This window comes from Chitinimonas arctica (assembly GCF_007431345.1).
Classification (GTDB): Bacteria; Pseudomonadota; Gammaproteobacteria; order Burkholderiales; family Chitinimonadaceae; genus Chitinimonas; species Chitinimonas arctica.
In genome coordinates, this window is record NZ_CP041730.1 from 4,331,724 (window position 1) to 4,355,530 (window position 23,807).

General features: G+C 57.5%; 20 protein-coding genes. 16 read left to right on the plus strand and 4 right to left on the minus strand.

Translation table 11 applies throughout. The annotated features are described in order from the left end of the window. Nucleotides 1-35 precede the first annotated feature (35 nt). The 12 genes from FNU76_RS19890 (at nt 36) to FNU76_RS19945 (ending at nt 14,545) form a co-directional block, all read left to right on the plus strand. A complete protein-coding gene (locus FNU76_RS19890) occupies nt 36-6,653 on the plus strand; it encodes a SpvB/TcaC N-terminal domain-containing protein (RefSeq protein WP_223879378.1) in 6,618 nt (2,205 codons plus the stop codon). A gap of 2 nt (nt 6,654-6,655) precedes the next feature. After that, nucleotides 6,656-7,372, plus strand: a complete 717-nt coding sequence (locus FNU76_RS19895) for a hypothetical protein (RefSeq protein ID WP_144279820.1) — start codon at nt 6,656-6,658, stop codon at nt 7,370-7,372. 256 nt (nt 7,373-7,628) lie between these two features. Next, on the plus strand, nt 7,629-7,928 hold the full coding sequence (locus tag FNU76_RS19900) for a hypothetical protein (RefSeq protein ID WP_223879107.1): 300 nt from the start codon (nt 7,629-7,631) through the stop codon (nt 7,926-7,928). Between the two features lie 2 nt (nt 7,929-7,930). Further along, complete coding sequence (locus tag FNU76_RS19905) at nt 7,931-8,635, plus strand: hypothetical protein (protein WP_144279822.1); 705 nt, start codon at nt 7,931-7,933, stop codon at nt 8,633-8,635. Nucleotides 8,636-8,805: 170 nt separating this feature from the next. Beyond that, entirely contained in the window at nt 8,806-9,432 is a 627-nt protein-coding gene (locus FNU76_RS19910; protein WP_444542088.1) for an immunity protein Imm33 domain-containing protein, read from the plus strand. Between the two features lie 401 nt (nt 9,433-9,833). Further along, complete coding sequence (locus tag FNU76_RS19915; RefSeq protein WP_144279823.1) at nt 9,834-10,067, plus strand: hypothetical protein; 234 nt, start codon at nt 9,834-9,836, stop codon at nt 10,065-10,067. 263 nt (nt 10,068-10,330) lie between these two features. After that, nucleotides 10,331-10,825, plus strand: a complete 495-nt coding sequence (locus tag FNU76_RS19920; protein ID WP_144279824.1) for a HEAT repeat domain-containing protein — start codon at nt 10,331-10,333, stop codon at nt 10,823-10,825. A gap of 471 nt (nt 10,826-11,296) precedes the next feature. Further along, nucleotides 11,297-12,274 carry a PEP-CTERM sorting domain-containing protein gene (locus FNU76_RS24720; protein WP_223879109.1) on the plus strand — a complete coding sequence of 326 codons (978 nt, stop codon included), beginning with the start codon at nt 11,297-11,299 and terminating at the stop codon, nt 12,272-12,274. Between the two features lie 167 nt (nt 12,275-12,441). Next, nucleotides 12,442-13,140, plus strand: a complete 699-nt coding sequence (locus tag FNU76_RS19930; RefSeq protein ID WP_144279825.1) for a pirin family protein — start codon at nt 12,442-12,444, stop codon at nt 13,138-13,140. Nucleotides 13,141-13,171: 31 nt separating this feature from the next. Continuing rightward, nucleotides 13,172-13,558, plus strand: a complete 387-nt coding sequence (locus FNU76_RS19935) for an OsmC family protein (protein WP_144279826.1) — start codon at nt 13,172-13,174, stop codon at nt 13,556-13,558. A 15-nt stretch (nt 13,559-13,573) separates the two neighbouring features. Beyond that, nucleotides 13,574-14,140: an NADPH-dependent FMN reductase gene (locus tag FNU76_RS19940; RefSeq protein WP_144279827.1), complete on the plus strand. Its 567-nt coding sequence runs from the start codon at nt 13,574-13,576 to the stop codon at nt 14,138-14,140. An 87-nt stretch (nt 14,141-14,227) separates the two neighbouring features. Then, nucleotides 14,228-14,545: a hypothetical protein gene (locus tag FNU76_RS19945; RefSeq protein ID WP_144279828.1), complete on the plus strand. Its 318-nt coding sequence runs from the start codon at nt 14,228-14,230 to the stop codon at nt 14,543-14,545. Nucleotides 14,546-14,553: 8 nt separating this feature from the next. Here FNU76_RS19945 and FNU76_RS19950 read toward each other — a convergent pair whose 3' ends face one another. Together FNU76_RS19950 and FNU76_RS19955 are read right to left on the minus strand one after the other, a co-directional pair. After that, nucleotides 14,554-15,870: a patatin-like phospholipase family protein gene (locus FNU76_RS19950; RefSeq protein WP_373279704.1), complete on the minus strand. Its 1,317-nt coding sequence runs from the start codon at nt 15,868-15,870 to the stop codon at nt 14,554-14,556. A 116-nt stretch (nt 15,871-15,986) separates the two neighbouring features. Further along, on the minus strand, nt 15,987-16,469 hold the full coding sequence (locus tag FNU76_RS19955; RefSeq protein ID WP_144279830.1) for a phasin family protein: 483 nt from the start codon (nt 16,467-16,469) through the stop codon (nt 15,987-15,989). Nucleotides 16,470-16,806: 337 nt separating this feature from the next. Between FNU76_RS19955 and FNU76_RS19960 the strand changes: the two genes are divergently transcribed. Beyond that, nucleotides 16,807-17,475: a DUF8198 family protein gene (locus FNU76_RS19960; RefSeq protein WP_144279831.1), complete on the plus strand. Its 669-nt coding sequence runs from the start codon at nt 16,807-16,809 to the stop codon at nt 17,473-17,475. A 93-nt stretch (nt 17,476-17,568) separates the two neighbouring features. Further along, nucleotides 17,569-17,841 (plus strand): polyhydroxyalkanoic acid system family protein, encoded by a 273-nt coding sequence (locus tag FNU76_RS19965; protein WP_144279832.1) that lies wholly within the window; start codon nt 17,569-17,571, stop codon nt 17,839-17,841. 70 nt (nt 17,842-17,911) lie between these two features. Here the strand turns inward: FNU76_RS19965 and FNU76_RS19970 are convergent, their stop codons facing one another. Continuing rightward, on the minus strand, nt 17,912-19,906 hold the full coding sequence (locus FNU76_RS19970; RefSeq protein ID WP_144279833.1) for an SDR family oxidoreductase: 1,995 nt from the start codon (nt 19,904-19,906) through the stop codon (nt 17,912-17,914). 177 nt (nt 19,907-20,083) lie between these two features. On the opposite strand from FNU76_RS19970, the gene FNU76_RS19975 reads away from it, so the two are divergent. Both FNU76_RS19975 and FNU76_RS19980 read left to right on the plus strand, forming a co-directional pair. Then, complete coding sequence (locus FNU76_RS19975; protein ID WP_144279834.1) at nt 20,084-21,574, plus strand: WS/DGAT/MGAT family O-acyltransferase; 1,491 nt, start codon at nt 20,084-20,086, stop codon at nt 21,572-21,574. A 119-nt stretch (nt 21,575-21,693) separates the two neighbouring features. Then, nucleotides 21,694-22,839 carry an aminotransferase-like domain-containing protein gene (locus FNU76_RS19980; RefSeq protein WP_144279835.1) on the plus strand — a complete coding sequence of 382 codons (1,146 nt, stop codon included), beginning with the start codon at nt 21,694-21,696 and terminating at the stop codon, nt 22,837-22,839. A 36-nt stretch (nt 22,840-22,875) separates the two neighbouring features. Here FNU76_RS19980 and FNU76_RS19985 read toward each other — a convergent pair whose 3' ends face one another. Then, on the minus strand, nt 22,876-23,664 hold the full coding sequence (locus FNU76_RS19985) for a tetratricopeptide repeat protein (RefSeq protein WP_179958207.1): 789 nt from the start codon (nt 23,662-23,664) through the stop codon (nt 22,876-22,878). Between the last annotated feature and the right edge of the window lie 143 nt (nt 23,665-23,807).

Consider the following 23,807-nt stretch of genomic DNA (forward strand, 5'->3'; position numbering starts at 1 on the left):
ATGGGGCGGTGTACAAGGGCGTGTCCGATATCTTTATGCGGATCAAGCTGAGCAATGGCACGGGGAGTTGCGACGATGTGTCCTTCCTGTTCGACGGGGCATGGCTGGGTAAGGCGCAAGGCGTCACGGCCGATAGTGAAGCGGGTACCTGCTATGTCACCAAGCGCGGGGTCGCCCCTCGTGCGGCACCGTATCTGATCGCTGCGCGTATCCAGCAAGGCAATACCACGCTGTATGCGGCCCATCGCAACGTGCAGGTCATCTCTGATACGACTATCAGCCTGAGCAGCCCGGAAGCCGGCAAGACCCTGACGGCACCGGCCAGCATCACCTTGAATGCCACGGCCACCGTGGGCAGCGGCAGCATTACCCGTGTCGAGTTCTACAACGGCTCCACCAAGCTGGGCGAAGACAGTAGCGCCCCTTACAGCTACAGCTGGATGGCGGTGCCGGTGGGTAACTATGCCAATCTGACGGCCAAGTTGGTGGATAGCCTGGGTGGCGTGACCACCAGTGCGCCGGTTGCGGTGACCGTTACGGCCAGCCAGGGTGGCGGTGGCGATACGCCCGTCAAGATCAGCTTCGCTTCCAGCTATGTAGATAGTCTGATCACTGGCGGGGTGGATGCCGGCAGCCTGCCAGGCGAATTCGGTGTCGGCGCCGACGGCGCGGCCAGCTATAGCCTGCCGATTGCGGTTCCGCCGGGCACGGCAGGAATGGTACCCAGCCTGAGCCTCCAATACAGTAGTCGGGCCGGCAATAGTCTGATTGGTTTGGGCTGGCGCTTGAACGGCTTCTCCAACATCCATCGTTGCGCTAAGACCATCATCCAGGATGGTGAACCGGGCGCCATGCGCTTCAACCAAGCCGACCGCCTATGTCTGGACGGACAGCGTCTAGTCCTGGTCAACCTGCCGCTCAGTGATGCGAACTACTGGGCAGACACCGCCGAGTACCGGACCGAAATCGACAGCTTCAGGCGCATCACGGCGCTGGTCAGCAATGGCAAGCGCGGCTTCAAGGTGCAAGAGAAAGAAGGCCGGACCTTGTACTACGGCGATAGCGCCGATAGCTACGTCGAAGGCCAGGGTCGGCCGGATGGGCTCGCGCATGCTTGGATGCTGCGCCGAAGCGAAGACCGCGCCGGGAATGCCATTGATTACCAATACAGCGAGAACGCTGTCACCGGTGAACATTTGCCCGCGACCATTCGCTGGGGCGGCAATGCTGCTGCCAACCAAGCGCATTACGCCAAAGTGGTGTTCGCCTACGGTACCGACAGCGATGGCAATGCTGAACGGCCGGACGCCGATATCCGCTACTTGGCCGGTAGCCGCATCGATCTTCGTAAACGCTTAGCGAGCATCCAGACCTTTACCGACACAGCCGCCGATGGCAGTGGCGGCGTGCCGGCGCAGGCGCTCAAGCTGCAGTACGACCTTAGCCCTTCCTCTGGACGCAGCCTGCTGAAGTCGGTTCAAGCCTGTGCGGCCGGTCAATGCTTGCCGGCTACGCGCTTTACCTGGGGAGAAGCGCCCACGAATGCGCCAAGTTTTGTCAGCCAGGGACAAGGTCAAGGACCAGCCATTGCCACGTCCACAACCGGACTGACGCCGTACGATCCAGCTAGTTGGGCACGAGTCGTGGTAGCTGACTTCAATGGTGATGGAAAAAGCGATCTGCTGGGGGACGATGGCGTATATCTCGCCCAGGGCAATGGATTTAACCGCCTGCCCTATGCACCAAGTGCCATCAAACTACCTAAGAATGGCGCATGGGAGGTGCCGCATCAGCTGATTCATGGCGACTTCGATGGTAGCGGTAGAACAGCCTTTATCGATTTGCGCCAAGATGCGGGCAGCAAGCTCTATTTCGGCAAGTTGTGCCGGGTCACCAATAACCAAGTCGTCTGTGCGGCCGAATTCAACTTGGGTACCAATCCTGCCCTGACAGGTCTGGTGGCCGATGTGGATGGACGTGGCCGCGACGAAGTATTGACCAAGGAGGGCAATGGCAAGCGCTGTGCCGTATCGGACCAAGGATTGAATTGCCGCCCATACAATGGCGTGGCGACGCTGCTGGATCTCGATGCCGTCGAAATCGACCCGCTCAGCAGCGTGATTCCGAGCGGCAGCGACCTGGCGACGACCGGTGGCGACGTAGATGGTGATGGGATCAGGGACTACATCATGTCCGATGGCACCATCTGTCTCAGCCAACCGACTGGCTTCCAGTGCGATGGGCAAGCGATTGCGACCCGATTCCCCGGTGTATTCAAAATCGTTGTACTCAGCCGGGGGGATCACTTCGGCGGCCGGGTGGGCGACCTGAATGGTGATGGTTATGCCGATTTCGCCGTGATGACACTCGATAGCGTTGGTAAGGCGCGCTATGCCCTCTGCTATGGCACCGGATTGGTTGGCCGCGTCGATTGCAGCGACGTTTCGACCCTGCCGGGTCTGGCTAATATCGTCGATCTGGAGGGAGAGAAGCAGCCTAAGCTACTGACTAAGTCCACTAGCGGACAATTGGCAAGCTGCATACTCCGCAACCGCGCGCTCAATTGCCGGCCTGTCGCCGCCCCGGAAAATTGGCATGGGCCAGATCTGCCTACCTTGGCCAATAACTACCTCTATGGCGATTTCGATGGTGATGGCCGGAGCGATATCGTTACCTACCGGGGTGCCGGCACGCCGAATTGGGAACGTTACACGGTTCAGGCACCGCAGGGCATTGATCGCATCATCCGGGTTAGCAATGACGTAGTGCCTCTTGCCGAGGTGGAGTATGCCGCGCAAAACGACAGGGCGGTTTATTCCGTTAGCGCCGATCCGGTCGTTTATCCAAACACCCGTGTGAATGGCGTCGGCCAGCTGGTCCAAGTGTCCCGGCAAAGTACCGGCCAAGGCAATTGGAAGGAAAGCCGCTACACCTACACCGACGCAGCTTCCGACCTGCTTGGCCGCGGATTTCTAGGCTTCACCAGTCAGACGGTGAACGACCCGGCAGTTGGTATCGGCACGACCCAAATTTTCAGCCAAGCTTGGCCGACCATTGGTCGTCCCTATGCCAGAAGCAGCCTGACCGCCAATGGCAACGCGCTGTCCCGCGCGACCTTCAGCATGAGTGCGTTGACGCTGCGACAGCCCAATGGGCAGAGCACGGTCTTCCCCTACCTACAAAAGTCCGACATGGTGCGCCGCGATCTGGACTGGAGCGACCTCGGTAGTAGCACGATCGTCAACGTCTACGACAACTGGGGCAATCTGAAACAAGCCGACAGCACGAACAGCGGCAACGGCACGACCTTCCGCAGCCTGACCGTCAATACTTACCAGGCCGCTAATGCCAGTGATGCCCCTTGGATGCAAGGCCTGCTTGCCCGCACAGTCACGACCAAGACCGACGCCTACGGCCAGACGCTGAGCCGCACCATTGCCTATGGCTACGACGCCAAGGGTCTGCCGGCCAGTGAAACCGTTGAACCCGATGACGCCAGCCTCAAGTTCAAACTGTTGACCACCTTCGACCGCAGTGGCAACGCCTATGGTCTAGTCACCAGAAAGAGCCAGACCTGGCGTGACCCAGTCAGTAATACCGACCGCAGCCGCACACTCGAAGCGACGCAATACGACACCAAGGGCCGCTTCGCCGAGACCGTCAAGAACGCGCTTGGGCATGCGGAGAAGCAGGCGTTCGATCCACGCACAGGGAAGCAAACCGGCCTGACTGACGCAAATCAGTTGGTCACCCTTTGGATCGTGGACGGCTTCGGACGTCAAAGGGTCGAACGGCATCCCGACGGCACCGAAACCCGTAGCTACCTCAAACAATGCAACGGCGGCTGCCCGATTTCCAATGCCACGCAGGTCGCCATCACCGAACACTATAAGGGCGCCGACCGCATTGCCGTGCCGACGCTGGTCTATAGCGACAGCGCCGGCCATGTGCTGCGTACTCAGACCTGGGGTTTCGGTGGCGACGTTATCGTCACCGATAACCGCTATGACAGCCGCGGGCGGCTGCAACAGAGTGATCAACCGACCTATCTCGGCAACGTCGCTAAGCTCGCCAGCCGTTACGTTTACGACGATCTGGACCGAGTGACGCTGGTCGCCACTTTGAATGAAGGCAGTGGGCCTGGCAGGGACGTGGAACAGTTCAGTACGACGACTTACCAAGGCCTGCAAACCGTCCTGGAAAACGCCAACAAGCAACGCAAGACCGATATCCGCGATGTGCTGGGCCGGTTAGTGGTCAGCAAGGATGCCAAGGTCGGTATCACCGAGTTCGCCTATGATCCTTTCGGCAATCTCAAGCAGACCATCGACCCGGGCAAGAATATCGTTCGCATCACATACGACAGTTTGGGTCGTAGGACCGACCTGAACGACCTCGATATCGGCACCATCCACTACGACGTGGATCCGCTCGGCCGGGTCTGGAAACAGACCGACGCCAAACAGCAGGTCACTCGCTCGACTTACGACGATCTCGACCGGCTGACCAGCCGCAGCGAACCGAGCCTGGAAAGCCGCTGGGTCTACGACACGGCGGTCTACGGCATCGGCCAACTCGCCGAAGCCTATACGCTGCGTGACAACAAGCGCGACTACCAACGCACGCATGTCTACGACGACAAGGGACGGCTCAAGACCACCACACTGCAGCTCGACAAGGCTTATACCAGCACGACCACCTATGACGACTGGGGCCGGCTGCAATCCCAGGTTCACCAGCGTGATACCGACGTCAGCAAGGCCAAGCGCTTTGATCAGCGCTACAACCAGTACGGTTACCTCAGCCGGATTGAGCGGCAGGGCGTAGCGCTATGGGAGGCCACCAAGCAGGACGCCGCCAATCGTGTCATCGAAGCCAAGCTGGGTAATGGCCTGAAGGTGACCCAGACCTACAACGCTTATACCGGCCGGTTGAGTGAAAGCGATCTGACAAGCCCGCAGCACGGCATGCAGTTGCGTGAGAGCTATTTTTACGAAAAATTGGGCAACATCGAGCAGCGCAGTCAGTTTTGGGCGGACAGCAGCTTGACGGAAACGTTTAAATACGACGAGTTGAACCGCCTGATCAAGGCCACCATCGGTCCGTCTGCACAGGACTTCAGCTACGACGCCATCGGCAATATGCTCAGCAAAACCGGCGCGGGTACCTACACCTACCCGCCGCAAGGCCAGGCCGTGCGCGCCGCCAATAGCGGTGGCCCGCACGCGGTCAGCAGCATCAGCAGCCTGGGCGCCTTCCGCTACGACGCCAATGGCAACCTGGTCGAAGGTGCTGGCCGCAAGCTCAGTTGGACCAGCTTCGATATGCCGCACTGCATCACCACGGGCAGCCTGAACGCCGACGGTCGTTGCGGTAGCGGCACGTCCAGCGAATTTGCCTACGGCACCGAGCACCAGCGCGCCAAGCAGATCAAGAGCGACGGCACCACGATCTACTACGCCGGCGCAATCGAAGCAGAAACCATCGGCAGCACGGTCAAATCCATCAAGACCTATTGGCCGAATGGCTTGGGCGTGGAAATCGACAAGGGCAGCAGCACCGAGCAGCACTGGACCCATGTGGACCGGCTCGGTAGCGTGGTGGCCATCAGCGACCAGACCGGCGCGCTCAAGGAAAGGCTGAGCTACGACGTTTGGGGCAAACGCCGTAACCTGAATGGTAGCGCCAACAACGTGGACGGGGTGATCGACAACAAGGGATTTACCGGTCACGAGATGCTGGACGGCTTGGACCTGGTGCATATGAACGGCCGGGTCTATGACCCGCTGGTGGCGCGCTTTATGAGCGCCGACCCCATCATCCAGGATCCTGAGCATAGCCAGAGCTATAACCGTTACAGCTATGTCTGGAACAATCCGACCAATCTGACCGATCCGACTGGGTTTAGGGGTCAGAAAGATGAGTCGAGCTCGCTCACCGCCAATGGTGGTGGAGACTGGGTAACGGTCTACTGTGCCGAAGATTGCGGTAGCGGATCGAGTACGAATCACGAGGCTACCGGTGGCGGTGAAAGTGGGGGCGAGTCTGGCGCGGAAGGCAGCAAAAACGGCGCAGGCCAAGTAGAACGCACATGGGGTAGCTACTTGCCGGGTACAACGGCAGGGGACAGTGCGGCTCAGTGGTACGCCGATAAGTACCTTGAGACGGGCAGCCCGCTATACTACGCAGGTGGAGTCGTAGCGTCACTTTGGACGCCGGATACTGCTGCAGAGACAACGATTAACCTTGCGGGCGGCGGGATCGCTGCAGGCGCGAAGGCAGGTTTTACCTATGCCAGTTCTAAGATCATTGGCAACGCGCAAAGCACCGGAACGGTTGGGCATGCCACAGTCTCGAAAATCGTGGCATATGCGTATGCTTTAAATCCCAATGTGGAAAGGGTAACGTTGGACTTGGGTTATCGTCGCCTACTTGAAGGCGTGCGGGAAATGACCCTTAAATACGGGCCCCGGCCTGATGTTGGAGCGCTGTATAAAAATACATCTGTCAAGATTACGGAGATCGCATCAAAGACGGATGTGCCGCAGGAGCTTATTAGGAGAAATGCAGTTAAAATGTCTCGTGAGGGTATTAACGGTTCTGTCTCCGTTAATAATTGGGCTGTGTGGATAAATAAAGTGTTCGGTAACTAACCATGTTCTTCTCCAAAAGAAAACCGCCGGTTTGCGTAACGAAGTTGTACTTCGATTGCCCTTTGGGTGAAGAGGTAGATTTTTCGGTTGTGAAAAGCGCCCTTGGTGAGCTTGCAGAGCCCGCAGTACGGTATGCAATTAATTTTGCTCAATTTCAGCCTATGTCAACACTGCATAGTTCGAACGCTCAAATGAAATATGAGGATTTAGAAGACCTGGATATTGTGGGGCAGGATGGTAAATCCATTCTGTCACTGGGCAGAGCAGGGAAGGCATTTCGCGCAGATACATTGTATGAATGCGTGCTGGTTGATTCGCAAGTCGACACAGGTGCATCAAAGAATTTGTTTGAGCGGCTGTTGAGCCTTTTTGATGTGAAGTATGGCTACAGCAGGTTTCTAGGGGGGGATTTTTTACCCGCTACAGAGGAGAAAATGAAAACAGGCCTATTTTCTTCAGTATCGATACGGGTAGGCATGGTGGAAGATGCTTGGATGGTAAGTCCCGGAGAAATGGACTCGGGAGCCATTAAGGGACTTTATCCGATAAATTTCTGGAATAAAAAAGCAGAAACGAAAATAAAAGAAATAGGGTTGATTTTGCCTGAAAGTTGTGGTGAGTTATCAGGAGTTGTGGCATTTTCTGCACAGGAGCAGAAACAGATTATTGCAAGCAATAGTAAGAAATTTGGTCGTCATATCCATTTCGGAACGGATTAGTGATTCGCGGAGCTTTGCTAAGTTGGCACTCTGGTAAGTAATATAGCGTCAATTCGGTTTTTTGGCACAGGAGCGTGTGGTTCCACGGACATCCAACATGATGAAGCTTATAACTGAGCTACGTGAGTTACCTCTTCTCCGCGCTAGGCGTTCCCGCAATTTGCTTTTTATTGGTCTAGTTTAGTTCGTAGCAAGGCTCAAAATTGGCATCACCGTCGAAATGGTCCCTGTTGCCCTGGTCAGCACCGATGCGGCCATGCTCAAGCGCCTGCATGTGGCGGAGGATCAGGTTGCGTTTCCATACCCGGCCGTCTTGGGATATCGTCGCCTTATGGCCGGGGTAAAAGAAATGCTGCATCCACACGGCCCTCGTCCAGACGTGGGCGTGAGATTTAAAAATGGCTCGGTAAAAGTCATCGAAGGTGCGTCGAAAACGGAAAACCCAGCCCGGCTCGCGTCCAGGAATTTGGATAAAATGCATCTGGAAAAAATGACTGATGCCTCGGTAAAAGTGAACAACTGGGCTGTTTGGATAAATCGAATTTTTGGTAACTGACAATGATATTTAAGAAAGCACTCCCTCAAAATTTAACCAAGCTTTATCTGGCAATCGATCCGACATCCAAAGTCGATTTCCAGTGGCTTGCTGATAGCATATTCGAATGCCTGGCAAGCAAGCCTGTTGCGTATGCGGTTAACTATGGGGCTGATAAGAACATTTCAAAATTCCAGGGAGCAATCAGCGCAGGTGGGGTTGAATATCTAGAGGTGCTGGATACGACCGGGGCCCTTTTACTGACGATCGGGAAATGGGCGATTGGAAAAAATGAACCTGATCTGTATCAGTGCATGGTGGTTGGAAGGCTTGATGAACACTATGTCAGCGAGCTGAAGATCATGAAGCGCTTCGCAATTGACCAGGATTTGGTGTATGGATATTCCCGAGAGCTTCGCAGTGACTACAATCCCGCTAGTGAGACGAGGATCAAACGAGGTTTCTTTTCGACGGAGACGAAATCTGAGAGCTCAAATGTTTGGATGTTTAATTCTCAAGAGATGTTAGCTGGTTCGGTGAAAGGCGTTTATCCCGTAAATTATTGGCGCACGCTAGCGATTGAGAAATTGCAAAACGTTGGCTTTTCGCTACCTAAGACTATAGCCGGAGAGGGTGTCTATTTATTTAATGCCGCTCAGCAGCAAGAGATCGCGAGGGAAAACCAGCAGTTCTTAAATTTTGTGCGATTTGATGGGCACGGAACGTGATGTTGCATTTAGGGTGGAGTCAATGGGTTGCGCTCTTGGCTAGACAACTCCATTCTAATAGAGCTGCGTGAGATGCTTGGGCATTAAGAGCCACCAATAAAACCAAGTGAAACAGATTGGCAAGTAAGAGTTGAGAAATATCGCCAAGGTGGAGGTGTAATTTGAGTATTGTGATATCCGTGCTTAACGAAGGCTTGACGTGCCAAACGGCAGGCCTTTTGGATCAAACCGGCTACGAAATCAGTGCGACGGTTGATAACCCTTTGCTGTTGAGTGAGTGCAAGGAGCTTGTTCAGTTCCTTGGAGACTACGTAGCTGCTGGCAATGCAATTCAATCCGGCGAAATCGTTAAATATGGGTATTGGCTTGTCAAAGTTAATTTAGATGACCGTAGGCGGCTAGTATTCTGGGAGTACAACCCCGAAGCAACGGATTTTGTTTTGGGGGTGAGTAGCACTGTTTCCCATTGGCGCGACCAGCATCAGATCTGCCAAAAGGTAGATGCTGTGTTTTCCCCACCGCGCTTAGACCAGTTAGTCGTTATTTCAGACGGAGTGTATGAAGGCGACGAAGTGGAAGGTGTTCGATATCCATCGCCCGATCACATGTCAGGTTGGTGGCTCACCACGGATCGTTTCAATGGTGACACCAGCACGCTGAAAACTGTGCATGCTCACCACGTCAGCGCTAGAAGGCCCGATCTTGCCAAATTCTTGGCTTTGCCTTTCGGCTACCGCTTTTTTTCGCCCCAAAGCGACGTATGGTTCGATCGAAAGGTAGCTGATGCAGAAAGCTAGTAAGCGTCCCCATCTATAGCCTGTTCGTTATGCGACGGGTCTTTTCCGCTACGCCCTCCAAGCTCACCGCATTCCGTACTAACCCGCGGCTATAGGCTGAATTTGGAGTTGGCGATCCCTCATAACCAACTCTTCGGGTCAGATACATGTAAGCAGCTTTTGACGTTCAGGGCGCAGCGTCCCTTTCGGTGGCACATACCGATACAACTTCTGCCGAGTAATCCCGTTCAAATGAATGAGCAGGGGCAGCAGGTACTCGATCGAATTACTAATTCTCCTAACGCTCGAATCGAACCTGGCAATCGATTCGGTGGCGTCGATGTTTACCATCAAAATGGGACGGGGCGCGATTCGATGCAGGTGGAACCTTCCGTGGATTCTTAGAACCTCCGAGGTAATTTATGACGAATACAGTAAAAATTCAGGTGTGCAGTGATACGGACTTTGAGCAACTCATCGCCGAGATATATATCGACGATAAGTTCGTTGCGCTTGTAAGCCAGGATGAGGGCGTTGACAATCTGCGGGTTGAATTCCCTGGATCCGACCAGAATGAGTCCACCATTACGCGCAAAGTGGATTTCGAGGTTTTGTGTCATGCGCTGAGCAATGCACGAAGGGAGTTGGTCGGTTAGTCGGTACAAAGAGCGGGGAAGAGTCAAAAGAGGATAAGAATCAGGATGAAAAGCTGAGCAAGACCGGCGTGGGTAGCTACAGCTATCCGCCGCAAGGCCAGACCTGAATGAAGATAAAGGTGCCAAGGAGGCCGGGAGAGAAATCATTGGAGGGGAGTTTGCAAAATCCCAACCTAAGCAATGCAGTTCGTTCTGAAATAAACAATGCATTGAGGCTAGATCAGCCGTCTTGCAAATGCGCAATACACTAGGAGGAAAATAAGATGGATTTGCTGGAGCTGAAGAATCAGTCAGATGTAGGGGATATTATTGATGCACTCTATGCGCTAGGCGCGAAGGGAAAAAATGCTGCTTCTCCACAGTTGATTCAAGTTCTGAAGGGATTGGCAAAGCATGAAGATCCTGCTGTGCGAGAAGAGGTCGCTGCGTGCGCGGGGATTCGCTTGAGACTGGCGGAGTTGTATCCTGTATTTTTGGATCGCCTTCGTGACGAAGAGGACGATGTAAGTGTACTTCCTCCATTGATCGACGCTGTTGTTGCCCTAGGTATTCACGGGGCTGGGACGTGCGCAGAAATCACAAAAATATTGTCTGATTATGTTTTTGATGAAAAAGAAGATGATGAGGTAAGAGGCGTGGCTTACCTTGGGGTGCTTAAGCTGTGGGGTAAAATTTCCCCAAGAGAGTATGCGGTCGCACCTCGTGTTTTAAGCGAAATGTCTTGGGACGCGAAGCTAATACGTGATCTAGTGGATTAAATATAGCGGAGATAAGGGACGACAAGGCATTGGTTGCTGCGCCAAACCCATCAGCGTGGCAGCGATGCGAGCAAGGCCAAGCGATTTGAGCAGCGTTACAACCAGTACGGCTATCCGAGCGGATCGAACGACAAGGCCTGGCGCTTTGGCAGGCGAGCAAGCAGGACGCCGCCAATCGCGTACTGGAAGCCAAGCTGGGTAACGGCCTGAAGGTTGAACGGGGCTACCACGTTTATACCGGCCGGCTGAGCGATGGGGAACTGACGAGTCCGCAGACCGGCTTGCAATGGTGAATAATATAATTCTGCAAGAATTTCGCTTCACAAATTTGCGGGAAAGCACGGGCGAACTATTCAGGACCGGCGATTCCGGATGTTGAGAAATGCGATTTTCTTCTTTGGAAACAATGCATTGATTGATTTGTAGTACTACAGTACAATCCCTGCGCTTTAAAAATTCAGGGAACAAGAAATGAAAAAAACGATCGTCCTGGCACTGGGCCTGGCTTTCGCCTCGCAAGCCGCATTTGCCTCTAATTCAGCCACCGTCCAACTCGGCTATTTCGAGGACGGCAACCAAGAAAACGCCTTCGACACGCGCAGCAATGTAACCGCTTCCGCCACCGCGCATTCCTCCCTCAGCATCGCAGGTGCCGGTATCCAGCGCGATGCGTCCGCAAGCGCCACGTTCGATCCGACTACCACTACCTTCAAGGGCAGTACCCAGGCAACGCTGGGCAATGCCACCTCTGATCGTCGTTTTGTGTTCGCCAGTTCCCAGGCCTTTGTCAATGACGGACTGCGCGTGAACTCCTCGGCTGCGACCGCGCAGCTGAAGTTTACGGTGAAGTATGATTCGGTCTTCAATACCGATGCGCTTTCCGTCAACCCTGGCCTCTATAGCTCGCCTCAGCGTATTCGTGAGAACTTCTCCTCTTTCCAGATCGATCTGACCCAAGTGCATCGTCCGTCGCCAGGCGGCTTTGGCCCTACCTGGACCGAAAGATTGGGTGGTCAACGCGGCGATTCCTTGCACTTTGCCGAGTTCGTGCGGCCGGAGCGCGAAGGTGCTTCGAATATCAGGTACACCAATTACGAGGCATATGAAGGCAAGGGTCGCCAAGAAATATTGCCCGACCAATCCAACGCCGCCAACTGGAACGGCATGATCAGCTTTACGCTGAATGTGCAGACAAATACGAACCTGGATCTAGCGGCGAGATTCGGTGTTGATTCGTTCTGCGCACAGGCCTATCTGTGCAATTCGACCGTTGGCGCCCACTCCTTCCAGCTGGGGCTGGAAGCCATTGGTGGCGAGTTGGTATCGAGTAACGGCTACGGCTATACCATGGGCGCATCTGTGCCGGAACCCGAGTCCTACGCGATGCTGCTGGCAGGACTGGGTCTGTTGGGCTTTGTTGCTCGCCGCAAGGCACGCAACGCCGCTTGATCGACGCCGCTGCCAAGAAAGCCGCCATCCGCAAGGAAAGGCGGTTTTTTTGTATGCGCCTACAATATTCAAAAAATACGAATGTTTAGCTCAGATATCTTCGCTATATAGGACGGTGTGCAGTAATTAGTATGCCTGTGTCGCTTCAAAATATTTGAAAGATACTCATGCTCACCCTACGCCGCAGTGCCGATCGTGGCTATGCCAACCACGGTTGGCTCAAATCCTTCCACAGCTTCTCCTTCGCCGAGTACTACGATCCGGTCCATATGGGCTTCGGCGCGCTGCGGGTGATCAACGAGGACCGCGTTGCCGCCGGCGCCGGTTTTGGCACCCATTCGCATCGCGATATGGAGATCCTCAGCTACGTGCTGGCGGGCGGCCTGGCGCACCGCGATAGCATGGGCAACGGCTCGGTGCTGAAGCCAGGCGATGTACAGCGGATGAGTGCGGGACGCGGGGTGATGCATTCCGAGTACAACGGCTCGCAGGACGACGCGGTACATTTCTTGCAGATATGGTTACAGCCGAACGTCACCGGTATCGCCCCCGGGTATGAGGAAAAGCACTTCGATGCCGCCGGCAAGCGCGGCCGGCTGCAGATGATCGCCAATGCCGACGGGAGTGAGGGGGCCATGCTGGTGCATCAGGATGTCCGCTTGTACGCAGGTCTGTTCGACGATGCGGAGGCGGCCCATCTGTCGCTGGCGATCGGCCGGCGTGCCTATGTCCACCTGGTGCGCGGTTTGATCAAGGTCAACGGGCAAACCCTGGAGGCCGGCGATGCCGCTATGCTGGTGAACGAAAGCGACGTGCACATTACCGAAGGCAGGGAAGCCGAGGTTCTGGTGTTCGATCTGGCTTAAAGCCTACAACATACTTACAAGAGAGCTAACCATGTCCGTTACCGCACGCAAGGCCGAGCACGGCCATTTCCTGACCCGTCTGCAAGCCGGCGAAGCAGCCTGGCTGGCCGATGCGGGCCCCGAGAACGGCGGCCTGGCCAGTGCACCCGATCCGCACCAGTTGCTCAATGCGGCGCTGGCCGCCTGTACCGCCATCACCGTGCGTATGTACGCCGAACGCAAAAGCATCGCTTTGCTCGACGTGCAGGTGAATATCGAGCATGTGGAAGAGGGGGGTGTCTACCGGATCCAGCAGCAGATCACCTTGCAAGGCGATCTTAGCCTGGAGCAGCGGGCCAAGCTGATTGAAATCGCCGGCAAATGCCCTATCCACAAAGCCCTGACCGGCCGCTTCGAAATCGCGACCGAAGCCCTGTAGTCCGAGGAGTCATCGATGAGTACACGTATCCTGGTATTTGCCGGCAGCGCCCGGCGCGATTCGCTCAACAAACGCCTGGCCGCTGCGCTTGCCGCCGCGCTATCCGATGCCGGCGCCGAGGTCAGCCTGATCGACCTGGCGGATTTCGAGATGCCGCTTTATCACGGCGACTGGGAGAGCGCGCATGGCGTGCCGGAGGCGGCCACGCGGCTGAACACGCTGATGCTAAGCCACGATGCCTTGGCGCTGGCTTCGCCGGAGAATAATGCCTCGATTTCGGCGCTGATGAAGAATACGCTGGACTGGTTGTCCCGCATCAAGGGCGGCGAGGGGTTTGCCGGCAAGACTGCGCTGCTCACGGCGGCTTCGCCGGGGGCGCTGGGCGGCTTGCGTGGCTTGAACCATCTGCGCGACATCCTGCATAGTCTGGGGGTGGGCACGCTGCCGCAGACGCTGGCGGTGAGTCGCGCCCATGAGGCATTTACCGACGAAGGTGGCTTATCCAACGAGCGGCAACAAGGGCAATTGGTGCAATTGGCGACGCGCTTGGTGGCCGTGGCCTCGGCACTGAAAGCCGCTTGAAAAGCCGCCTCGGCCGTTGGTCGCGGACTGGGCACTTAACCGTTCCGGCGAGGTCCACCAAGCAGGTTCATCAGAGGAGCTTTGATCATGCGCCGTATGCTGTTGCTTGTTTTGTCGGCCCTGCTGGCCGCTTGCGCGACGCTGCCGCCGCCGGTATCGGTGGACGAGGCGGTGAGCTTGAGCAAGCAAGGGGTGACGCCGGATGCGCTGATCGCCATGATGCGCGAGAGCCGTTCGACCTATCAATTGTCCGCCAGCGATATCCTCCGGCTGAATCAGGATGGTCTGCCCGGTCCGGTGCTGGACTATATGCAGCAGACCCAGCTGGACGCGGTGCGCAAGGAAGAGCGCATGAACGAATGGTCCTCGCGCCCCCGCTTCTGGTTCGGTTGGCGCCGCTGGTAGGTGGCAGTTCAGCGGTCCTTGGCCAGCCAGTGGTCGAGCTGGTCGAGCGTGTCGTGCAGCTTGTCGATGGGGTTGTTCGGCCGAGGCTGGTCGTCCAGCTTGCGGAAATAGCGCGCGTGCGCCTTGTGCGATAGCCAGCGGTCTTCCTCCAGCGCTTCGCGATTCAGCCGCACGCCGTGGCGGGCCAGGATGGGCTCCAGTTCATCCGCCCGGCGGCGCAGGTCTTCGCGGGTGTGCTGGTAGGCGTGCTCGCACATATTCTCCCGGTCCGAATAGCTGAACACATTCGAGAAGAAAATTTCCTCGTCGCCGTGGCTGGGTTCGAATAGCACCACGTCGGCGCCTTCATAGGTGTTGGCGTAGCGCTGCATGCCCACGCGCATGCGCGAGTGGATGATGGACCGGAAAGTCTGCGACAACACCGCCGGCAAGCCGCCCCGGATCAAGCGGTCGCGATTGTTGGGATGGCCCTTCGGCGCCAGGCGTGCATCGAAAGGCACGATGGGATTGACGCAAATGACCAGCGCCGCTTCTTCGTCCAGGCTGATGGAGGTGTGCAGGGTCTTCTTCAGGGCGCCATCGACATAGTGGTCGCCGTCGATCTCGACCGGCGGAAACAGCCCCGGCAACGCGGCCGAAGCCTGCACCGCCTTGGAGATCGGCACATGGTCGTGGCCGGGCCCACCGAACTTGATCGAGCGGCCGGTATCCAGGTCGGTGGCGACGATATACAACTTGTTCTTGAGGGCGCGGAAATCATTGGTCCGCTTGCCGCTACTGAACACGCGAGCCAGGAAACGGTCGATTTCGCTATTGTCGAACAGGCCGGTGGGAATGGCGTGCGACAACTGCATAAAGGCGCCGGTCAGGCCCACTTCGCGCGGGTGGGTGAGAAACTGCGTGAAGGCATCGACCAGCAGCGCCGGGATGGCCAGGGTGCGATTCAGGTATTCGCGGTAGGCGGGTCGCAGGAATTGGTCCGGCTCGAATGGGGTCTCCGCCGAATCATTGGTGATAAAGATGCGATACATCTCGCGCGGCGAGATGCGATTGGCCAGGGCGGCGGCGATAAAGCTGCCGGCGCTGACGCCGACGTAGACATCCAGGTCGGTGAGGTCCATGCCGACCAGGGCTTCGTCCAGCGCGCACAGGGCGCCGACCTCGTAGATCGCGCCGAGCGGACCGCCGGCAGCCAGGTTCAGGCCAATCTGCGAGGGAGGGGAGGAAGGGGCGACGCGAGGCATCGGGAACGACTCCGGAAGGCGGGGCGGGGATTGTAGAGCAAATGCTCGCTTGGCGACGATGGGGACTTTCCGCCGGCCCATGAAAGCCGGACCGGCCGCCTGGCGAGCACCGTAGCCTGCCGACAACGGCAGCGGGGCGGGCGTTGACCGCGCCGCCCCGCTACTTGACTAACAGTACAGCTGATCAGACGCGCTTATCAGGCCTTGGCAACCGGCTTGACTTCGGCTTTTGGATCGGCCGCCTTGGCGATCACGGCCTTGGCTTCTGCCTTGGGCTCGTCGGACTTGGCGGCTGCCGGCTTGGCGGTCTGCTTCTTCAGCAGTTCCTGGACGCTCTTGTTCAGTTCGTCGATGCGCTTGTTCAGGTCGGCGACATCCTTGTTGCTGGGCACGCCCAGGGTGTTCAGGGCGCGGGCTACGCGGTCCTGGAACACTTGCTCCAATTTGTCCCAGGTCTCGGTTGCTTTGCTGGTCACGGCCACAACTTTCTCCTCAGCCGACTTGCGGCTCTTCTCTTCGACTTGCTTGCCGGCTTCGACCAGGTGATCGAAGGCTTTTACGCCCTCGCCCTGGGCCTTGGCGAAAGCACCGAGGCCGGCCAGCCAGATCTGGTTGGCGGATTCAAGGATAACGTGCGCGTACTGCTTTTCTTCGGTCGCTTTCTTCAGTGCTTTTGCCATGGTGGACTCCTGGGTTCGAAAATGACAAGTTCAAATGGGCATGACGCCCGGATTCTTAACTCCCGCGTGCCACTCAGCCCGGTGGCTCTTTATAATCAAGCGCTCCTGCATGGCAATAGCGGCTTGTCTTGGAGCCAATTATCCGGATGGAGTTGCGCTAAGTGCCAGTTTTTTATCGCTATTTTGTTTTCGCTACTGGTGGCTACGCCACACTGTTGTTCTGCCGCAACGTCGTACTTTCGCCCACGGAAGCCGTGGATGCCCGATAGGGCGCGGTCCAAGCCGATGCGGCCACGCCACGCTGTAGGATTTTCGCCAATCACTTTTATGCCACAGCATGCTTGCTTCGCTTGACGACACCATTACCCAAAGCGGGCTTTCCCGCCCGCGCTACCTGCTGGCTCATTGGCAGACGCAGCGTCTGGCGCGCAGCTATGCCGACCTGGCTGCGAGCGAGCGCTATGCACCCGCCACCGAATTCTTCCTGGCCGATCTGTACGCACCCCGGGATTTTTCCCGGCGCGACCAGGATGGCGAGCGGGTGGTTGCCAAGATGCGCGCGCTATTGCCGGCACGCGCCATGGCGGCCATCCAGAGCGCCTTGCACCTGAACCGCTTGAGCCAGCAGCTGGATATCGGCATGGCCGATATGCTGTTTGGCGAGATGGGTGTAGCGGATATCGACGAGGTCAACTACGCCGAGGCCTATCGGCGCTGCAAGCAGTTCGCTGCCCGGCGCGAACAGATCGTCCTGGTCGATGCCTTGGGCCATGAGTTGGACGCGGTGGTAAAGAAGCCGCTCGTGCAGCTGGCGCTCAAGCTGGCCCACGGTCCCGCCCATCTGGCCGGTTTGGGCGAATTGCAGGATTTTTTGGAGCGCGGCGTGGCGGCATTTCTACATATGCGCGGCGCCGAGGTATTCCTCGCCACCGTGCGTGAACGGGAAAGCAGCATACTTGCCCGTATCGAAGCAGGAGAGCCGCAGCCGTTCCGATTGGACGGCTAGGGAAGTGCCGCAAGATAGCGGCAACGCCTTTGCAGTAGCCGGCACCATGGCCGATAGTGAAACCAACCACAGACTTTGAACGGAGCAATTTTGATGTCCATCCAGATCCGACACAGCCACAACAAATCCCAGGAAGAAGCTCGCAAGCTGGCCGAGCAAGTGGCGGAGCAAATGAAAAACGAGTTCGCCATGGAATACCGTTGGGACGGCGACGTATTGAACTTCCAGCGCCCCGGCGTTTCGGGTCAATTGATGCTGCCACCGGGTGAAGTCGTGATGGATGTGAAGCTGGGCTTTTTGCTGTCCGCGATGAAGCCGCGTATCGAAGGCGAAGTGAGGAAATTCCTGACGCAGCAATTCGGTTAAGGCGAGCTGCGCGAATCGGGATGATGGGCAGCAAAAAGGCGCGTCCTCAGGGACGCGCCTTTTCTGTTTCTTAGAGGTGGATGCCTTTCATGATCTGCATAAAGGCCAATTGATCGGCACTCAGTTCCTGCGCCCGGCTTGCTTCCTTGCTGCCTTGGGAGGCGGTCGAATCGGGGAACATGCGGTAGGCGGTATTCATGATGATCTGGGCCACGCGCGGCGCCAGGGCGTGGATGATCTGGCCGAAAATGCCCAGGCCGGAGGCGACGCGGACCGGTTTATAGATGACGGCTTGCGCCACCATATCGGCCGCTTCGTCCGGGCTGATGATAAAGGGCATGTTCTTGTAGATATCGGTCGGCGCGATCATCGGCGTGCGCACCAGCGGCATATTGATGGTGGTGAAGTAGATGCCGCGGTCCGAGTATTCGCTGGCGGCGCAGCGGGTGAAAGCGTCCAGCGCCGCCTTCGAGGCCACGTAGGCCGAGAAGCGCGGTGAATTGGTCAACACCCCGATGGACGAAATATTGATGATCTGACCGGCCTTGCGCGCGCTCATGGTGGGCAGTAGCGCCAGGGTGAGGCGCAGGCTGCCGAAATAATTGAGCTGCATGGTGCGCTCGAAGTCGTGGAAGCGGTCGTAGCTGTTCTCCACCGCGCGGCGGATGGAGCGGCCGGCATTATTGATCAGCACATCGACATGGCCATGGTCGGCCAGCACCTGCTTGGCCAATTCATCGATGGCCTCCAGGCTGGACAGGTCGCAGGAGTAGATCCAGCACTTGCCTCCCTCTGCTTCAATCTCTTGCTTGGTCGCTTCCAGCTTTTCCCTGTCGCGCGCGACGATGATGACTTTGGCGCCGGCACCCGCCAGCTTGAGCGCGCTGGCCTGGCCGATACCGGACGAGCCGCCGGTGATCAGCACGGTCTTGCCGCGCGCCATGCCCGACAGGGTGCGGTCGATAAACAAATCCGGGTCGAGATGGCGCTCCCAATAATCCCACAGCTTCCAGGCATAGTCTTCCAGCGGCGGCAGCTTGATATCGCTACCGGCCAATAGCTTTTGGGTCTGGCGGCTGTCGAAGCGGGTGGGGTAGGAGACAAAATTCATGATGTCGGACGGCAAGCCCAGGTCCTTCATCACTGCATCGCGCACTCGTCGCACCGGCGTCAGCGAGGAGATAGCCTGCCTGATCATGGATGGCACGAAGCCAAAAATCGCCGGATTGAGCCGTACCGTGAGCTTCGGTGCATGGGCAGCTTCGGCGAAGATGGCCAAGACTTCGCCGACCCGCTTGGCATCCGGATCGGTCAGGTGGAAGCACTCGCCATTGTGGCCGGCAAGGTGGGCGATATGGTCCATCGCTTCCACCACGTAATCGACCGGCACGATATTGATGCGGCCTCCGTCGATGCCGATGGCCGGCATCCAGGGCGGCAGGATCTTGCGCATCTTCTGCAGGACTTTGAAGAAGTAGTAGGGACCGTCGATCTTGTCGATTTCGCCGGTCTTGGAGCTACCCACCACGATACCCGGTCGGTAGACCCGCCACGGCCGCTTGCATTCCTTGCGGACGATGGCTTCGGAGTCATGCTTGGTGCGGAAATAGGGGTGGTTGAGCTTACCGGCTTCCTCGAACATATCTTCCGAGAAGACACCTTCATACAGGCCGGCCGAGGCGATGGAACTGGTGTGGTGGAAGATGCCTGCCTCGACCGCTTCGGCGAGCTGCACGGCATGGCGGGTGCCGTTCACATTGGCTTCCAATTGCTGCTCGGCGGTGGCGGTCAGGTCGTACAGCGCGGCCAGGTGGAAGAAGTGCTTGATCTTGCCCTTGAGCTCGGCGATATCCTTGGCGGAGATGCCTAGCTTGGGCTTGCCCAGTTCGCCGACCACCGCGATGACCCGGTCCGCATCCTTGCCCCAGCGGGCCTTGATCGTGTCGAATTTTTCCAATGACTCCTTGCGGACCAGCGCATAGATCTTGCCCTTGCGCTTTTGCAGCAGGGTCTGCACCAGATTGTTGCCGATAAAACCGGTGGCGCCGGTCACGAAATAGGTCATTGGGGTGTGCTCCTCACATGGTCATGCTGTCTGATATGCTTTTTCGAACCGCTGTATACCGCGCCAGTGCTGGCGTTCAGCGACAAGCTGTGTTCTATAATCGTCCGCAGAGTCAGTCAAGCGGGGGGGCGCTCCGCACTTGTTCAACGACCAGAATCCATACACAGGGTGGGAAATATGCTGATGAATCTATTCGGTTCCGGCCGCGAGTCCATGTCCGCAGTTGACACGGCCTGGCTGCGCATGGATAGGCCGACCAACCTGATGGTGATCACCGGCATGATGTTTTTCGAAGGCGAGATCGACTTCGAGCGTTTGCGTGTGGTGATGGAGCAACGCTTGCTCAAGCATGCGCGCTTCAAGCAGAAGGTCGTGCGTACCGGCACCAATGCCGCCTGGGAAGACGACCCGGATTTCGATATCGCCAACCATCTGCACCGGGTGGCCTTGCCCGGCAAGGCCGGCAAGCCCGAGCTGGAAACAATGGTGAACGATCTGATATCGGTGCCCATGGATTTTTCCAAGCCGGTCTGGCAGTTCTATGTGGTGGAAAACTATCAAGGCGGCAGCGTATTGGTGGCGCGCATCCATCACTGTATCGCCGATGGTATTGCGCTGATCCAGGTCCTATTGGGTTTGACCGATAAGGAAGAGGAGCCTCACCAAAAGGCCGCGCCCAAGAAGAGTAAGTTCCTGGCCGATGAGCGGGAGCCCGATGATCCCTTCATGCGCTTGTACCGCCCCGTCGCCAAGATGTATGCCGGCGTGCTCAAGAGCTATGGCAAGTTGCTGGGTACCAGCTATGGGCTGATGGCCAACCCCGGCAAGCTGGCCGAATACACCCAGACCGGCCTGGGCCTGGGCCAGGGGATTGCCCGGTTGGCGGCAATGCCGGCCGATCCGCGCACCAAGTTCAAGGGCAAGCTGTCCACCGTCAAGCGCATCGCCTGGTCCGAATCGCTACCCCTGCCGGAGGTTAAGCATGTCGGCAAGGCCCTGGGCTGCTCCATCAACGATGTGCTGCTGTCCTGCGTGGCCGGCGCCCTGCGTGGCTATTTGATCGAGCGGGGCCAGCAGGTGGACGGTTTGACCATTCGCGCCTCGGTGCCGGTCAACCTGCGCCCGGAAAGCAAGCTGGACAAGCTGGGCAATTATTTTGGCCTGGTCTTTCTGCCGCTGCCCATCGGCGTGGCCAACCCGATCGAGCGGGTGTATGAAGTCAAGCGCCGCATGGAGGAGATCAAGGGTGGTTACGATGCCATCATCACCCTGGGCCTGTTGTCCGTGGTCGGCTCCCTGCCCAATATGATCGAACAGCCGGCCATCGAGTATTTCAGTACCAAGTCCACCGCGGTGATGACCAATGTGCCGGGGCCGCGCGAACCCATCTACCTGGCCGGCGCCAAGGTGCACGACCTGCAGTTCTGGGTGCCGCAGTCGGGCGAGATCGGCATGGGCGTGTCCATCCTGTCTTACAACGACAGGGTCAATTTCGGAGTGATGACCGATAAGAAGCTGGTGCCCGATCCATCACGCATCATCGAGGGCTTCGGCGCGGAATTCGAGAAACTGGTGCTGGCTACGCTATTGAGTGTGCTTGATTGCCCACCCGATCCTGAGATGGCCGAGCTGCATCTGGCGGTCTTGCGCATGCAGTCGGCGTCTTAAAGCAGGGGCCCCGCCGGTACGGTTGGGCGCAAGCCATGCTGCACCGTCCCTTGTCGCGGGGACGGTTTTGCTTCAGGGTTGCATGCTTTCCCCCTCCTTATCCTTTTACGGAACATCCCATGTTTTCCGAACGCATCGATCGTCTACAGGGTTCGCTGGTGCGCGAAATCCTGGCCGTCGCCAATCAGCCCGACGTGATTTCCTTTGCCGGTGGCCTGCCCGCAGCCGAAGCCATGCCTAAGCTGGATTTTTCCGATCTACCTGCCGGCCTCAGCCAATATGGCCCCAGCGAAGGCGAAAAATGGCTGCGCGAAGCGGTCGCCGCCGAAATGAGCAAGAACGGCGTACCGGTGGGCAGCGATGACATTCTGATACTGACCGGATCGCAACAAGGCCTGGACCTGGCCGCCAAGCTGTTTGTCGACAAGGGCACGCCGGTACTGGTGGAGGCACCGACCTTCCTGGCCGCCGTGCAATGCTTCAGCTTGTTCGGTGCCCGTTATGTGGAAGTCGGCCTGACGCCGAACGGTCCGGACCTGGTCGAACTGGAGCGCAAGCTGATCGCCGAAAAGCCGCGCTTCGCCTATCTGATCCCTACCTTCCAGAATCCGTCCGGTGTCTGCTACGACGAAGCTACCCGGCAACGTGTCGCCGATCTGTTCGACGAACACAATGTGGTCTTGCTGGAAGACGAGCCGTACCGCGAACTGGTCTATGACGAATGCGACCGGGCGCCAATCTGCGCCCGCCTGAAAAAGGCGCAGTGGATACACTTCGGTACCTTCTCCAAGACCGCCATTCCAGGTCTGCGCGTCGCTTACCTGGCCTGCTCGCCCGGCCTGATGCCGCATCTGTACAAGCTCAAGCAAGCCGCCGACCTGCATACCAACCGGCAAGGCCAGTGGGCCATGCACAAACTGCTGACCTCGCCCGATTACCCGGCCCATATCGCCCGTCTGCGCGGTTTCTACCACCAGAAGCGCGACATGATGTCGGCGGCACTGGACAAGCATTTCCATGACCTGGCCGACTGGACCATTCCGCCTGGCGGCTTGTTCTTCTGGCTGAAGCTGAAGGCGAATATCGACAGCTACGCGCTGCTGCAGCCAGCACTGGAACGCAAGGTCGCCTTTATGCCAGGCAAGCCTTTCTATGCCACCGAAAGGGTATCGAACGAATTACGGCTCAATTTCAGCCACGCCGCGCCGGAAAAGATCGAAGAGGGCGTCAAGGTGCTGTCGGAAGTGATTCGCGCGCACCTGTAACCTGGCATGCCTTAGCGACAAACCTGAACAAGCCGCCTACGGGCGGCTTGTTGTTGGGGTGTTGGAAACGGTTTGACTGCCTTGGCGACGCGAAGACAAGTAGCTATCCAGGGCCTTGAGGAGGTTCCGGGGTGCTTGCATCTCGCGCGCAAGGGCTTCGGCCGACTTGATATGGGCCGCTGTCATGGTTTGCGCCAGGGTCGTCATGGCCTTCTTGGCCGCATCTTGATGGGGTGCAGCGAGGATAAACAGCGCATATGGCACGATTAAGCGCTTTGGTCCTTTGAGATGCTTATCGTCGGAATAAACGAGGCCGAGCGTGAGCAGTGCTTTGTCAAAGCCTTGCTCAGCCGATTTGCGGAGCCATATCAGCGCCTGCCGTGGGTCGGCGCCGACGCCCTCGCCATTCAAGTAGGCCAATCCGATGAAGTATTGCGCGAATGCATCGCCTCGGTCGGCCGCTTTGCGGATCCAGGTATAGGCGAGCTGGGCATCCTCCGGTACACCATCGCCAAGGGCGTAGATCACGCCCAAGTTGACGTGGGCATTTACATGGTTCTGTTCAGCAGCTTTTTCGAATAACTCGCGGGCGCGCTGATTGTCTTTTGTAGTCCCCAGGCCTTTCCAATAGATAAGGCCAAGATTGTTCTGTGCGTCGGCATTTCCTTGGTCCGCCAGTGCCTGGAAGATTGGCGCAGCGACCTGGTAGTCCTTTGCCTTGTAGGCGGCAAGGCCGTCTTCCAGGGTGGCGGCGTGGCTGCATAGCGCCGACAGTAGCAAGAGGCTGGCGAGGAGATGCTTGTGAGCAGTGGATAAGCTGAGCATGGCGTTGAGTTTTTCGAGGTGTGTGCAGGGGGCTGGTGCACCGACTATGGCTTGGTACACCGGCTCTTTGCAAGGCTGGTCTTCGATGCAAGAAATACGCGTGTGAATTTCGGTTGTTTCTCCGGCGTGGGGCGCGTGAGATC

Bases quoted from the DNA above. Each gene is read 5' to 3' on its own strand.
- FNU76_RS24720 (WP_223879109.1), top strand. From the start codon at position 11,297: ATGAAAAAAACGATCGTCCTGGCACTGGGCCTGGCTTTCGCCTCGCAA.
- FNU76_RS19950 (WP_373279704.1), bottom strand. From the start codon at position 15,870: ATGGGCCGGCGGAAAGTCCCCATCGTCGCCAAGCGAGCATTTGCTCTA.
- FNU76_RS19955 (WP_144279830.1), bottom strand. From the start codon at position 16,469: ATGGCAAAAGCACTGAAGAAAGCGACCGAAGAAAAGCAGTACGCGCAC.
- FNU76_RS19985 (WP_179958207.1), bottom strand. From the start codon at position 23,664: ATGCTCAGCTTATCCACTGCTCACAAGCATCTCCTCGCCAGCCTCTTG.
- FNU76_RS19940 (WP_144279827.1), top strand. From the start codon at position 13,574: ATGAGTACACGTATCCTGGTATTTGCCGGCAGCGCCCGGCGCGATTCG.
- FNU76_RS19935 (WP_144279826.1), top strand. From the start codon at position 13,172: ATGTCCGTTACCGCACGCAAGGCCGAGCACGGCCATTTCCTGACCCGT.
- FNU76_RS19900 (WP_223879107.1), top strand. From the start codon at position 7,629: ATGCTCAAGCGCCTGCATGTGGCGGAGGATCAGGTTGCGTTTCCATAC.
- FNU76_RS19915 (WP_144279823.1), top strand. From the start codon at position 9,834: ATGACGAATACAGTAAAAATTCAGGTGTGCAGTGATACGGACTTTGAG.
- FNU76_RS19970 (WP_144279833.1), bottom strand. From the start codon at position 19,906: ATGACCTATTTCGTGACCGGCGCCACCGGTTTTATCGGCAACAATCTG.
- FNU76_RS19980 (WP_144279835.1), top strand. From the start codon at position 21,694: ATGTTTTCCGAACGCATCGATCGTCTACAGGGTTCGCTGGTGCGCGAA.
- FNU76_RS19930 (WP_144279825.1), top strand. From the start codon at position 12,442: ATGCTCACCCTACGCCGCAGTGCCGATCGTGGCTATGCCAACCACGGT.
- FNU76_RS19920 (WP_144279824.1), top strand. From the start codon at position 10,331: ATGGATTTGCTGGAGCTGAAGAATCAGTCAGATGTAGGGGATATTATT.
- FNU76_RS19965 (WP_144279832.1), top strand. From the start codon at position 17,569: ATGTCCATCCAGATCCGACACAGCCACAACAAATCCCAGGAAGAAGCT.
- FNU76_RS19905 (WP_144279822.1), top strand. From the start codon at position 7,931: ATGATATTTAAGAAAGCACTCCCTCAAAATTTAACCAAGCTTTATCTG.
- FNU76_RS19960 (WP_144279831.1), top strand. From the start codon at position 16,807: ATGCTTGCTTCGCTTGACGACACCATTACCCAAAGCGGGCTTTCCCGC.
- FNU76_RS19890 (WP_223879378.1), top strand. From the start codon at position 36: ATGCGGATCAAGCTGAGCAATGGCACGGGGAGTTGCGACGATGTGTCC.
- FNU76_RS19945 (WP_144279828.1), top strand. From the start codon at position 14,228: ATGCGCCGTATGCTGTTGCTTGTTTTGTCGGCCCTGCTGGCCGCTTGC.
- FNU76_RS19895 (WP_144279820.1), top strand. From the start codon at position 6,656: ATGTTCTTCTCCAAAAGAAAACCGCCGGTTTGCGTAACGAAGTTGTAC.
- FNU76_RS19975 (WP_144279834.1), top strand. From the start codon at position 20,084: ATGCTGATGAATCTATTCGGTTCCGGCCGCGAGTCCATGTCCGCAGTT.